This is a genomic window from Pseudoalteromonas lipolytica, from assembly GCF_001306915.1.
GTDB lineage: Bacteria > Pseudomonadota > Gammaproteobacteria > Enterobacterales > Alteromonadaceae > Pseudoalteromonas > Pseudoalteromonas simplex.
On sequence record NZ_LJTC01000003.1, the window covers coordinates 117,519 to 131,609 of the forward strand.

11 protein-coding genes are annotated in these 14,091 nt (G+C 42.0%); all 11 read left to right on the plus strand.

The genetic code is table 11. The features are described from left to right. Positions 1-14: 14 nt before the first annotated feature. The 11 genes from AOG27_RS05790 (at position 15) to yegS (ending at position 13,982) form a co-directional block, all read left to right on the plus strand. On the plus strand, positions 15-1,094 hold the full coding sequence (locus AOG27_RS05790; protein ID WP_235523677.1) for a diguanylate cyclase: 1,080 nt from the start codon (positions 15-17) through the stop codon (positions 1,092-1,094). Next, the gene (locus tag AOG27_RS05795) at positions 1,095-1,700 is read left to right on the plus strand and encodes a DsbA family protein (RefSeq protein WP_054552067.1); all 606 of its coding nucleotides are present in this window, start codon (positions 1,095-1,097) and stop codon (positions 1,698-1,700) included. Positions 1,701-1,876: 176 nt separating this feature from the next. After that, positions 1,877-2,629 carry a DUF3450 domain-containing protein gene (locus tag AOG27_RS05800; RefSeq protein WP_054552068.1) on the plus strand — a complete coding sequence of 251 codons (753 nt, stop codon included), beginning with the start codon at positions 1,877-1,879 and terminating at the stop codon, positions 2,627-2,629. Positions 2,630-2,639: 10 nt separating this feature from the next. After that, a complete protein-coding gene (locus tag AOG27_RS05805) occupies positions 2,640-4,007 on the plus strand; it encodes a MotA/TolQ/ExbB proton channel family protein (protein ID WP_054552069.1) in 1,368 nt (455 codons plus the stop codon). Between the two features lie 3 nt (positions 4,008-4,010). Further along, entirely contained in the window at positions 4,011-4,538 is a 528-nt protein-coding gene (locus AOG27_RS05810) for a MotA/TolQ/ExbB proton channel family protein (protein WP_054552070.1), read from the plus strand. Between the two features lie 45 nt (positions 4,539-4,583). Then, positions 4,584-4,997: an ExbD/TolR family protein gene (locus AOG27_RS05815; RefSeq protein ID WP_036971869.1), complete on the plus strand. Its 414-nt coding sequence runs from the start codon at positions 4,584-4,586 to the stop codon at positions 4,995-4,997. A 12-nt stretch (positions 4,998-5,009) separates the two neighbouring features. Further along, positions 5,010-5,615: an energy transducer TonB gene (locus AOG27_RS05820; RefSeq protein ID WP_054552071.1), complete on the plus strand. Its 606-nt coding sequence runs from the start codon at positions 5,010-5,012 to the stop codon at positions 5,613-5,615. Between the two features lie 17 nt (positions 5,616-5,632). Next, a complete protein-coding gene (locus tag AOG27_RS05825) occupies positions 5,633-6,940 on the plus strand; it encodes a tetratricopeptide repeat protein (protein WP_054552072.1) in 1,308 nt (435 codons plus the stop codon). A 291-nt stretch (positions 6,941-7,231) separates the two neighbouring features. Then, positions 7,232-9,985, plus strand: a complete 2,754-nt coding sequence (locus AOG27_RS05830; RefSeq protein WP_054552073.1) for a hypothetical protein — start codon at positions 7,232-7,234, stop codon at positions 9,983-9,985. 78 nt (positions 9,986-10,063) lie between these two features. Beyond that, positions 10,064-12,697: a TonB-dependent receptor domain-containing protein gene (locus AOG27_RS05835; protein WP_054552074.1), complete on the plus strand. Its 2,634-nt coding sequence runs from the start codon at positions 10,064-10,066 to the stop codon at positions 12,695-12,697. Positions 12,698-13,085: 388 nt separating this feature from the next. Then, positions 13,086-13,982 carry a lipid kinase YegS gene (yegS, locus tag AOG27_RS05840; protein ID WP_054552075.1) on the plus strand — a complete coding sequence of 299 codons (897 nt, stop codon included), beginning with the start codon at positions 13,086-13,088 and terminating at the stop codon, positions 13,980-13,982. Positions 13,983-14,091: the final 109 nt, after the last annotated feature.

Consider the following 14,091-nt stretch of genomic DNA (forward strand, 5'->3'; position numbering starts at 1 on the left):
AAGAGACTGCAATTTTGGATCAAAACTGGCTTAATGCCATTACTTTAAACAGTGTCGACACGGCGGATAAACAGCGCCGTGCCTTCACCTTATTTACCATGGCTTTTTTTGCCATTGTTTTAATCACTTCGTTGGTGTTATCTAACTATCAAATTTACGCCTTACCATTAACTATTATGTTGGTTGTGAGTGATGTAACCATCGTGCTGTGCATGCTGTATTACTTTCGCACAGGTGCTCTTGTGCCTGTTAGCTGCATTATTTTATCTATTATCTTATTGCTTTGTATGGCCTTAGTGTACACCGGCGGTAAAGAGAATACCGCTTTATATTGGCTAATGTTTTACCCCATTGTGGCTTATGTCACCTTAGGGTTAAAAGTGGGCAGTGTATTGGTTGCTATTATGTATTTTAGTTCTCTAGCACTGCTGTTTAGCCCTAATTTTGGTCAAGCACACTATGGGCAAGTTGAAACTTCACGCTTTTTAGCGTCCTTTAGTTTAGTAATTTTGTTCGCTGCGATTAGCGAATATTTTAGACAAAAAAGCCATCAAAAAATTGCTGGTATTACCTTAATAGAAAAACGCGATGCATTGACTGACCCACTTACAGGTCTTGCTAATCGTCGTTACATTTATGAACATATTCAACCCCGCCTTGAAGCTGAAGCGGCAAACTACTTACCTATGTCAGTATTATTAATTGATTTAGATAATTTTAAGTCACTCAACGATAGTTATGGCCATGATTTTGGTGATCAAGTACTTATTGCATTTACTTCTATGTTGCACGATAAACTGCGAGGAACCGATATAAAAGCACGCTATGGTGGCGAAGAGTTTATTATTTTGCTACCTAAAACAGGGCTAACAATTGCACACTCTGTAGCTGAAAAGTTGCGCGCTTTTGTTGCTCAAAAACAGATCCCCTATGATGTTGGGCAATCTATATCTATAACTTGCAGTATTGGTATTGCCAGCCTCGAAAGGGGAAGCCAATTTAGTAAAGCAATTAAGCATGCTGATGAAAACTTGTATAAGGCCAAAGCAAAAGGGCGCAATCTAGTTGTGTCAGGTTTAAGTGAGGTTAATTAAATGGCAAAGCTAATTTACGTTTATGACCCAATGTGTAGTTGGTGCTGGGGCTTCAGAGAAACTTGGTTAAAGCTTCAAGCAGCCATTGGCGACAAACTTGCTATTGAATATAAAGTGGGTGGCCTTGCGCCTGATTCAGATGAGCCAATGCGAAAAGAAATGCAGCAGTTTTTACAGCAAACATGGCAGCGCATTGAGCAGCAACTTGGCACACCATTTAATCATGAGTTTTGGCATACCGCGCAACCGCGCCGTTCTACTTACCCAGCATGCCGTGCAGTGCTTGTTGCAAGGCAGCAAAATAAAGAGCAAGAGATGCTTTATGCCATTCAAAAAGCCTACTACCTAGATGCACAAAATCCATCTGACATCAGCACCCTTGCAAGCCTTGCTGAGCAAATAGGGTTAGATAAAAATGCATTTATTCACGAAATAGAAAGTGAAAAAATAAATTCATTACTTATGGACGAAATAAACCAAGCGAGAAGCTTACCTATTCAAGGTTTCCCGTCTTTAGTTCTTGAAAATAAAGGGCTCTATGCTGCTGTCCCTGTTAATTATCAAGACTGGCAAAGTACTTATCAGCAAATCCTATCCCATATTTAGTTCCCGAAACCCTGCAACTTTTGCCTTATCTTTGCACAATATAAACTAATTGTTACAGCTGTCATATTTTTGTATTTTTTGCGCAACATGCTTGTCATTTTTCATCGTTATCCTTTCGCACAATAAAACAACCCAACTAGCAAATTAAGCTAACTTAACGAGTAAAGGTGTATGCGATGAAAGGCGTTAAACCACTGATTTTAGCAGGTATTGTAGCGGCATCTGCAGCAGTACATGCAAACGATCTAGATAAAGTAATTGATAAAAGCAGCGAGATAAACAAATCTGCGGCGCAATCACAAACTAAAATCGACAAGATTGCAGATTCAATGCAAGGTCGTTTACAACAATTCAAAGCCCTTAATAAAGAAATTGACGGCTTAACTGTTTATAACGCGCAACTTACTAAGCAATTAAATAACCAAATTGCAGAAATGGACGCGTTAAACGAGTCAATGGATCAGGTATCGGTTATTGAGCGTCAAATTACGCCGTTAATGATGCGAATGATTACAGGTCTTGAGCAATTCGTTGCACTAGACGTTCCTTTCTTAACTGAAGAACGTAGCAAGCGTATTGCATCATTAAAAGAAATGATGGACCGCGCAGACATCACTTCAAGTGAAAAATTCCGCCGCTTACTTGAAGCTTACCAAGTAGAAGTAGATTACGGTCGCACTATCGAAGCGTACACATCATTACTGAATGTAGATGGCCAAGAGCGCGAAGTAGATTTCTTACGCATCGGTCGTTTAGAACTTATTTATTTAACACGCGACGGCAAAAAAGCAGGTAGCTGGGATAAAGAAACAAAATCGTTTGTTGAATTACCAGATTCTGCAATCAGCCAAATCAACAAAGGTTTACGCATTGCACGTAAGCAACTTGCCCCAGATATGTTAACACTGCCAGTCCACGCTGCTGAATAAGAGGTTTGAGATGAAATTATTAACGAAAATGACAAAAATGGCCGTGTTTGCAGCTGGCCTTGGTTTTGCTGGTAGCAGCCTAGCGGCTGAGCCAATGGATTTAGACTCATTACTAAAAACATTAGAGCAAGGTAAAGCACAGCAAAGCGCCGAAAATAAACAACGTGAACAAGAGTTCATGGCGCGTCAAAACGAACAAGTACAAATGCTTAAAGATACGCAAGCAAAACGTACTGCAATGCTTAACGAGTCTGAGCGTTTAGAAACTCAGTTTGAAGAAAACGAAGTAAAGCTAGCTAACTTAACAGACACGCTTTCAAACCGCATGGGTTCACTTAAAGAGCTATTCGGTGTGTTACAACAAGTAGCGGGTGATTCAAGCAATAAATTTATGACGTCAGTTGTTTCTGCAGAGCTTCCTGGTCGTAGTAACTTCATGGATGAACTAGCACAAAAAATGGGTTCAACGTCAAAGCTTGCTTCAATCGATGATATCGAAAAAGTATGGTTTGAATTACAACGCGAAATGACTGAGCAAGGTAAAGTATCTCGCTTTACAACCGATGTAATCGTTGAAGGTGGCAGCAAAGCACAAAAAGAAGTGGTGCGTGTAGGTGCATTTAACTTAATTGCTGATGGTAAATACCTAGAGTACACACCGGCTACAAATACAATCAGCCAGCTTACACGTCAGCCTAGCAGCCGTTACACAGCAACTGCAGCTGACTTACAACAAGCAAATTCAGGTGTTGTACCGTTCGCACTTGACCCTACAGGTGGTTCAATTTTAGGTCTTTTAGTACAAGCACCAGATACTGAAGAGCAAGTTCACCAAGGTGGTACGGTTGGTTACATCATCTTAGGTGTTGGCTTAATCGCTTTACTAATCGCACTTGAGCGTTTTGTATCTCTGATGATTATGGGTAGCAAAATCCGTCGTCAACTTAAAGACACAGTGGCACGTGATGACAACCCTCTTGGTCGCGTAATGAAAGTGAAAGATCAGTACCCAGATGTAGCGTACGACACGCTTGAGCTTAAATTAAGCGAAGCAATCATTCGTGAAATGCCAAAAATTACTCGTAACCTGACGCTAATTAAGATTATCTCTGTGGTAGCACCACTACTTGGTCTACTAGGTACGGTAACCGGTATGATTAACACCTTCCAAGCAATTACCTTGTTTGGTACAGGTGACCCTAAACTAATGGCGGGTGGTATTTCTCAGGCACTTGTAACAACGGTACTTGGTCTGGTTGTGGCTATCCCTACAGTATTCTTATACACACTTCTTAACACGCGCTCTAAAAACATGCTGTTGATTTTACAAGAGCAAAGCGCAGGTATCATCGCAGAGCGAAGCGAGAAAGGAGCATAAATCATGGTGCTATTGATTGATGCAATCAATGCTCTACGTGATTTCCTCGACACAGGTGGCCAAGTTCTCTTGGTCATCGGGGTCCTCATCTTCGCGATGTGGTTATTGATACTTGAGCGTTTTATGTACTTCTTTGGTGGCTTTAAACGCTACAAGAAAGACGTAAAAAGCACTTGGAGCAATAGAGCAGAGCGTAACAGCTGGAACGCAGAGCAAATTCGCCAAGCGATGATTTCACGCGCTGGCATGCAACTAAATAATAACCTTGCGCTAATCAACGTAATGGTTGCGTTATGTCCACTTTTAGGTCTGTTAGGTACCGTAACCGGCATGATCGAAGTATTTGATGTAATGGCAATCACAGGCACAGGCAGTGCACGTTCGATGGCATCAGGGGTGTCTAAAGCCACTATTCCAACAATGGCCGGTATGGTGGGTGCACTTTCAGGGGTTTTCGCATCAACGTTCTTACAACGTCGTGCAAAACGCGAAGTGCAATTACTTGAAGACAACATGGTCTTAGACCACTAAACGAATTTTAGGGTGATGTGAGCATCACCCACTAGGAGACTAACAATGAGAGCGCCACTAGGTAACCTATTTCAAGAAGACGACGCTGAAGAAATCAACATGACGCCAATGCTAGACGTTGTTTTCATCATGCTTATCTTCTTTATCGTAACAGCATCATTCGTAAAAGAAGCCGGTATTGATGTAAACCGCCCTGAAGCAGCAACAGCAGTGAAAAAAGAGCGTGCCAACATATTAGTTGCTATTTCTGACAAAGGTGAAATTTGGATCAACAAACGCCAAGTAGATGTTCGTGCAGTTCAAGCAAATATCGAGCGCTTAAAAGCTGAAAACCCACAAGGTAGCGTGGTTATTCAAGCTGATAAGAAAGCCACAACCGATGTACTTATTAAAGTAATGGATGCATCGCGTGCTGCAGGCGCATTTGATGTGTCGATTGCTGCGCAAGAAGCATCATAAGGAATGTGAGCAATGCGTTATATAGTTGCATTAATCATCGCTGGTATCGTGACTGTTATGCTGTTTTTAGGCATGCAGGCACTGATCACCGGTGGTGAAGGGGCCATGTCTGAGCCCGTAAAAGGAAACGTACTTGATTTTGTTCGTCTGAAAAAAGAAGAGACAGTGCAAAAGAAAGAACGTAAACCGCAAAAGCCACCAACGCCAAAAGAGCCACCTCCGCCAATGGAATCACCGCAAATGCAAAACAGTGATCCTAACGCGAGTAATGCCAACTTTGACTTTGGTGCCAGTGTTGAAGCCGACGTTAACTTAGCTGGCGGCTTAGCCCTTGAATCAAGCGATGGTGAATACCTACCGATTGTAAAAGTAGCGCCTGTTTACCCGCGCCGAGCTTTATCGCGTGGTATCGAAGGCTATGTGATTGTTGAGTTTACAGTAACCAAGCAAGGCACAGTTCGTGACCCGAAAGTGATTAAAGCTGAACCAGAATCACTGTTTGACCGCGCTGCGATGGATGCAGCACTTAAATTTAAATATAAACCGCGCGTTGTTAACGGTGAAGCTGTTGAAGTAGCGGGCGTACAGAACAAAATTTCTTTCCAAATTAACGGTTAGAAAAGAGGAATGCGATTATGAAACCTTTAAAAGTTGCCGTGATTTGCGCGGCTGCTTTCACAAGCAGCCTTGTAGTCCCAAGCGTTGTTAGCATGTTACCAGGTGTGACACTTGCAACAGTTTACGCTGAGGAGCAAAAAACCAAACGAGTACCTGCACTGCGTGAAAAAGTGTATAGCCAATTAGCACGAGCACAAAAGCTGGCTGATGATGGTGATGCAAAAGCAGGGCTAGAAGCACTTGATAGTATTCAAGAGCGCTCTTCAAGCATGAACTCGTATGAAATTGCCATGATGCATAATTTCTACGGTTTTATTTACTACAACGAAAACGACTTAGATAAAGCAATTGCCTCGTTTGAAAAAGTAGTAAACGAAGATGCGATTCCAGAAACATTACGTGTAAGCACCACCTTTAGCTTAGCGCAACTTGCCATGGCTAATAGCGATTACGAAAAGGTAATCAAATATTTAGCACAGTGGGATGTGATTAACGACAAGCCGAAAACAGATGCTTATTACGTATTAAAATCTCAAGCGTATTATCAGCTTAAAGATTACCAAAAAGGCATTGAGAACATTAACCTAGCTATCGCTGAAGCCGACAGCAAAGGTGAAATGCCAAAAGAAAACTGGTTAATCTTACAGCGTGCTATGTACTACTCACTTAATCAGTCTGACAAAGTGGTCGAGGTACTTGAGCGTTTAGTTAAGCTTTACAACAAGCCTGAGTACTGGGTTCAGTTAGGTGGCATGTACGGTGAAACGGGCGCAGAGAAAAAGCAATTAGCGATTTTGGAAGCGGCATACCAACAAGGTTTCATGAAATCTAAATCAGATTTACGTCAATTATCACAAGTTTATTTATACAACGGCCTGGCTTTTAAAGCGGCGAACGTGATGAGTAAAGCTATGCAAGACGGTGTCGCTGAAAAATCAGCGAAAAACTATGCCTTTGTTGCAGAAGCAATGGTACAAGCAAAAGAGGGTGAAAAGTCACTTGCTTATTTTGCAAAAGCCGCTGATTTAGTGTCGCATGGTCAGTACGAACAACGTATTGCAGAGGTAAGCATTAACCTTGAAAAATATGAAGAAGCAGCGGATGCAGCACGTAAAGCCCTAAATAAAGGTGGCTTAGAGTTTGAATCAAATGTGTATGTTGCCTTAGGTATGGCGCAGTACAATTTACAAAACTTTGATGCCTCGATTCTAGCGTTTGAGCAAGCGGAAAAACACAAAAAGTCGCAGCGTTTAGCTGAGCAATGGATCAAGTATGTGAAGCGTGAAAAAGTGCACGCCGAAACATTACGTACCGCTTTACTCTAAATCGTATTCAACAGGTAAGCGTACAAAAGAACTAATTTATAATCGCAACACCAAAGCTGCCTTCGGGCGGCTTTTTTCCGTTCCTAAAATTTACTAACTTACTCTTTTTTAAATAATTAATATTGTCATTTTATGTTTATTAAAGTGTAACTAGTTTGTCATACAGCTCCCGTAAGGTAGTCGCAGTTTAAAACTCAAGTGACCCAAAAGCATTAAGTTTTAGTGCTTTTTCGGTGACTTGAGTTTATGCGCTAACACAATAATTAAATATCTATCTTAACGGAGTGAACAATGAAATTATCTGGCTTATTCAAGGTTAGTCTTGTAGCTACAGCAATCTCTTTAGCAGGTTGTGGCGGTGGTGACATCAACATCAACGTGGACGAAACAGTTGAGCAACCAACTACACCTACTAACCCAACTACACCACCAACAACTGAAGAGTTACCAGGTGTATACAGCCAAAGCCTTTCGAATGAAGTATCTGCTGCATTAGGTCGTGATGTAACAGTTCAAGTTCTTTCAGGCGTAATTACAGAAGATACAACATTATCAACAGACGCATTCTGGGCACTTGATGGTGCAGTATTTGTTGGTAACGATAAAGCAGACAGTGCAACATTAACAATTGAAGCAGGTGCGGTAGTATTCGGTAACAGCGGCTCTGATTACCTAGTTGTTAGCCGTGACTCTAAAATTGAAGCTACAGGTACTAAAAACGACCCTATCATCTTTACTTCTAAGCAAGATGTAGTGGGTGATGAAACATCTGCAGGCCAATGGGGCGGTATGGTGCTTCTTGGTAATGGTATTTCTAATAAGTGTCCTGCTGAAGGCGATTGTGCTCTTCAAGTTGAAGGTGTTGAATCAGGTGCTGTATTTGGCGGTACGGATAACACAGATAATTCAGGTACACTAAAATATGTTGTTGTTAAAAACGCTGGTTATGAAATTGCACCAGACAACGAACTAAATGGTATTACGTTTGGTGCTGTTGGTTCTGGTACTACAGTTGAATACTTACAAGTTCACAATAATTCAGATGATGGTGTTGAATTCTTCGGTGGTGCAGTAAACCTTAAGCACGTTGTATTAACAAGCATCGATGACGATAGCATCGACTGGGACAATGGTTACCAAGGTAAAATGCAATTCGTTTATGTTGAACAAGATCCTGATTCAACAGATGCAAACCGTGGTATTGAAGCAGATAACGACGGTAGCACACCTTCTAAAGAACCAAAATCATTACCAATCATCTCTAACTTAACAATCATCGGTAACAACTTTGATGGTGAAGATGATGCTGAAGGTATCTACCTTCGTGAAGGTACAGGTTTACACCTTTATAACTCAGTGATCACTGGCTCTGATGAAATGGGTGAGTGTTTAGAGATTGAAGGTGCAGAAGACGGTGCTAGCGAAACAGTAAATAACGCTAACGATGGCACTATCTTAATGCAAAACACGTTTATGTCGTGTACTAATGGCGAAAACTTCAAAAATCCAGTTGATGGTAGCGGCAACACGTTACTTGAGCTTGAAACATGGTTTACAGCACAATCTGGTAACGTAATCAATGACAAGCCAATGCTTGGTGCAAACGGTCAACCAATTGCAGGCTCGCCATTACTAGGTGCTGGCCAAGATGTAGCAAATACTGTTGATGCGTTCTTCGATACAGTTGACTTTGTTGGTGCATTAAATGACTCAGATGACTGGCGTGAAGGTTGGGCATTTGGTTACGGTGGCGGTGAAGTAACGGCACCACCAGCAGTAGCAGGTTGTCCATCAGGTACAACGTCAATTTCTCCAGTTGATGGCAGCACAACAACATGTGAAGTGTCTGGTCGCATTACTGCAGATTTAACACTTACTGCGGGTAACTACTACGCATTAAGCGGTGCAGTATTTGTAGGTGATGATAATGCAGATTCAGCTACTTTAACAATCGAGCCAGGCGTAACAGTATATGGCCGTACAGGTGATGATTACTTAGTAATTAGCCGTGGTTCAAAAATTAATGCTAACGGTACTAAAGATGAGCCAATCTCGTTCACTTCAAGCCAAGATGTTATGGGCGGTACTGCAGCTGCGGGCCAATGGGGTGGTTTAGTTCTTCTTGGTAATGCGCCATCGAACAAGTGTCCAGCAGAAGGCGATTGTGCACTTCAAGTTGAAGGTGTGGAGTCAGGTGCCGTGTTCGGTGGTACTGATACAACTGACAACTCAGGTACGCTGCGTTATGTTCGTGTGATGAATGGTGGTTACGAAATCGCACCAGATAACGAATTAAACGGTATTACGTTCGGTGGTGTTGGTTCTGGTACTACTGTTGAGTATGTGCAAGTTCACCAAAACGCGGATGACGGTGTTGAATTCTTCGGTGGTAACGTACAAGCGAAGTACTTAGTACTAACAAGCATTCAAGATGACAGCATCGACTGGGACAATGGTTTCCAAGGTAAAATGCAGCATATTCTTGTTAAGCAAGCAGCTGATAACTCAGACGCGAACCGTGGTATTGAAGCAGACAACGATGGTACTACACCGTCTAAAACGCCTAAGTCAAACCCAACAATTGCTAACTTAACAATCATTGGTAATACCTTTGACGGTGAAGATGATTCAGAAGGTATGTACTTCCGTGAAGGTACGGGTGCGCAAATCTATAACACAATAGTAACGGGCCCTGAAGGCATGGGCGAATGTCTTGAGATTGAAGGTGCAGCTTCTGGTGAAAGTGAAACAGTGAACAATGCTCAAGATGGCACCTTAATGATTAAATCATCAGTGATTGCATGTTCTGAAAACTTCAAAGACCCAAGTGGTGTAGATTTCAGCGTTGAGAACTGGTGGACAAACACATTAGGTAACTTAGTTGCTACAGGTCAAACGCAAGTTGTAAATGGTATCTTTACTATCGATACAACAACAGCGACAGACGTTAAAGCAATCGACGGTTTCTTCGATACAACAACGCACATTGGTGCAGTATCTGCTGATAACAACTGGACTGAAGGTTGGACGGTAGGTCTGGAATAACACAGTAAGCGAGGTGCTAAACAACGTGTTTAGCACCTTTAAACAACTTTCTGTAACTTATTTCAGATAGAGGTAAACATGAAACAATATTCAAAACAGTTCAGCTTAACAGCACTAAGCGTAGCTATCTTATGCGGCTTGAGTGTCTCAGCACACGCAGCTGAAGCAGACGAAGAAGCTGTTCTTGAAGAAGTTGTTGTTAGTGCAAGTCGTTTAAAAGGCACTGCAACAGCTGTTCTAGAAGAGCGTAAACAGCAAGCATTCGTTGCTGATATTATGGGTGCAGAGCAAATTTCACGAAGTGGTGATAGTGACGCTGCTGCAGCGCTACGCCGTGTAACAGGCTTAACACTTGTTGATGGTAAATTTATTTATGTACGTGGTCTAGGTGAACGATATTCAAGTACACAGTTAAATAATTCTGCTGTACCAAGCCCAGATCCAACGCGTTCTGTATTACCACTGGATTTATTTCCATCAGGTATTATCGAAAGCTTATCAGTACAAAAATCATATTCACCGTCAATGCCAGCATCTTTTGGTGGTGGTAACGTTGATATTCGCTTGAAATCAATTCCTGATCAGTTTGTATTTGATGTGACGGGTCAGCTTGGTTACAACACTAATAACTTTGATGATGGCCTTGAATACAACGGTGGTTCGGACGATTGGTACGGTGTTGATGATGGCACACGCGAAATTCCGCGTGCTATTCTTGATGTGTACCAAAGTGGTCAATCGCTTGATGATTTAACGCCAGAGCAAAGCCGTGCTTTAGCCCTATCGTTAAATCGTGATTATGATCCAAAATCAGCAAAGGTTGACCCGAATACGAAGTTTACTGCCACATTAGGTAACAGCTTCGAATCAGATAAATGGCGCTACGGTTTCTTATCGTCGCTTAGCTACGATAATAAGCATGTTGTTGCAGATGAGTATCAAGGTCAAGGTTTCTTGATTGGTGAAAACTCAACAACCATGATCCGTGGTTATGACCAAGTACTAAGTACAGAACACACGGTTAAGACATCAGGAATGGTTACGGTTGGTGTTGAGTATGACAAAGCGCATAAAATTGACTACACGGCTTTAATATTACGCGATACTGAAGATAAAATTTCAGACCGTTTAGGTATTGACCAAAACAACAACACCTCAGATAACAAGCGTGTACGCTCGTACGATGTTCGTTATGAAGAGCGTGAGCTGATCGTTAATCAATTAAAAGGTATGCATACTTTTGATTGGTTGAATTACGCGGGTTTTGACTGGAAGTATTCAATTGGTCGCTCAAACCGTTACGCACCAGGTAACATGGAAACTCGTTTCATTGTTACTGATGCCAATGAAGATGGGTTTTACGATACAGTAAACGAAAGCGCATTAACCAATGCAACAACAGCTGCACGTTACACTTTCCAAGATTTGGATGATGAAGTAGAGAACTACGGTTTTAACTTTACGTTGCCTATTATGCTAGATGGCGTGGATGTTGAGCTTAAATCAGGTGCTGACTTTATCTCTAAAGAGCGTTCAGCAACTAACCGTCGTTTTGATATCAATACACGTGCATTCTCAGATGTTGACTTAAACGGAAATGAGTTAAACACTATTTTGTCTGATGATGTACTCTCGAACGCGACACTAACGCAACCAATCTTGAACGACACAACGGTTTCAGGCGATGACTATAAGTCAGCGCAGAAAGTGGATGCCTATTACTTCGAAGCAGATTTCTTCTTCAATAATACATGGCGTATTACCGGTGGTTTACGTTGGGAAGATTTCCGTCAAGTATCTGTTCCTCTTGACCCATTTACTGGTGGCCTTGCATCTTCAATTGATTATGATGAGTTAGATCAGCTCGCATTCCGTGAAGACGACGTTTATAGTGCACTTGCTTTAACTTATGTGCAAAACGACGAAACGCAATGGCGTTTAAGCTATGGTGAAACAGTTGTTCGTCCAGATTTACGTGAGATTTCTGATGCAACTTACATCGATCCGCTTACTGAATACCCTGTAGGTGGTACGCCTGGTTTACGTACAACGCAAATCAAAAACTATGATTTCCGCTGGGAAAACTATTTTGATACGGGCGAGAACTTCTCTGTTGGTGTGTTCTATAAAGACATGGTTGACCCAATTGAGTCTGTTCAATCACCTGCACAAGATGGTCCACCATTGGTACGTATTGCTAATGCAGAAGATGGTTATGTTGCGGGTGTTGAATTTGAATACCTGAAAGATTTTGCTTTCTTAGGTGGATTCTGGCAAGACGTGTTCATGACAGGTAACGTGACGTTAAGTGACTCAGAAATCAACATGGACCGTCAGGCGATTGTTGAACAAACAGGAGTTTCTGCAGCGGTTACAAATACAACACGTCGCATGACGGGCCATTCAAAATATGTTGTGAATATGCAGTTAGGCTATGACGCACCTAGTGGGCAGCATGCTTCAACGCTAATCTATAACGTATTTGGTGAGCGAATTATTATTCCTGGCATTGAAGGTCAAGAAGATTGGATGGAGCAACCTTTCCACTCTCTAGACTTTAACTACACCTATTTCCCTGATTTCAACTCAAGCTTGAAGTTCAAAGTGACTAATATCTTGGGCGCAAAATCTGAAATAGAGTCAGCGGGAACTTTAACTCGCTCCAAAGAGAAAGGCACTGAGTTCTCAATTGAGTACAAATACCAGTTCTAATACTCTGACCAAGGAAGGATACAATAATAAATCCTAACGTTGATTTAGCCCTGCACTAGCAGGGCTTTTTTCTATACCCAAACCACCTCAAGATGCAGAATTCAGCGTTTCACAGGTGCTTAATATCAAGGCGTTACTTTGCAAGAATGGCAGTCCCTTTTAAGAAGTAACAACGATGAGAGTAAGTGCCTGTGAAGCGCCCAAAGGGTTGGTTTAAAAGCGATTTATACTGCGTTATTGATTTTAACAATAGAACCACTATTACTTGCAATCAATGCCTTGCCTAAATCGCTTTTAATTCCAACTGAAACTCGCATCTTGAGGTAGTTTGGGTATATTAAACCATTGCGTGTTATGGTAGTTCTAAGTGTTAAAACAGGGATTAAAAATGGACTTACGGTTAATTATAAATGGCAAAAAAGCGGCTGATGAGCAGCTTCGTGACGCCATCGGTCAATTTCGAACTCGTCAGCCACTTGCGGTGCGTGTTACCTATGAAGGCGGTGACATTGAGCGTTTTATTAATGAAGCCGTCGCAGAGGGTGTAAAACGTGTTGTTGTGGCTGGTGGCGATGGCACCGTTAATGAAGCCGTTAATGCATTAATGAAACTGGAAAAGTCACAACGTTTAGAGCTTGCAATTTTACCTATGGGCACAGCAAATGATTTTGCTACAGCCGCTAATATTCCTCACGGGTACTTGCCAGCACTGAAACTTGCCGCACAGGGTCAGCCGCATGCAATTGATACGGTAGAGGTTGATAAGCGTTATTTTGTGAACGTAGCCAGTGCAGGCTTTGGGGCAAAAATTACCGCAACCACACCGCCAGCACTGAAAAACTTACTCGGTGGTGGGGCGTATACCTTGGCTGGTCTTGTACAAGCGCTGAGTTTTGTACCTTACAGTGGCGAGTTAACGCTGCCTGATGGTGAACGTACTTCGGGCGATATTATTGCCGCTGCCGTATGTAATGGCCGCCAAGCGGGCGGTGGCCAGCCACTTGCGCCACATGCCTACATAAATGATGGTTTGGTTGATCTAGTGGCGTTTACATCATTTGCAATCTCAGATGTACCAGCGGTTATCGAAGAGCTAAGTAATTACCCTAACTCTTCACAACAGTGGGTAAAGCGCTATCAAGTGCCTTGGCTTGAATGGCAAACACAAACAGAAATGCCAATAAACTTAGATGGCGAGCCAATCACCTCAAAACAACAACGTTTTGAAGTGCATGCTGGCGCGCTAAACATGGTACTACCAGACGCTTGCCCATTACTTAAATAAGCGATGATGAAAAATTTTGATGTTACTCGGTTTACGCTGGTTTTGCTAAGACCGCAATGCTAGATTACTTCTGTAAAAATTAAATTCTCACGCAATGGACTTTAATTTT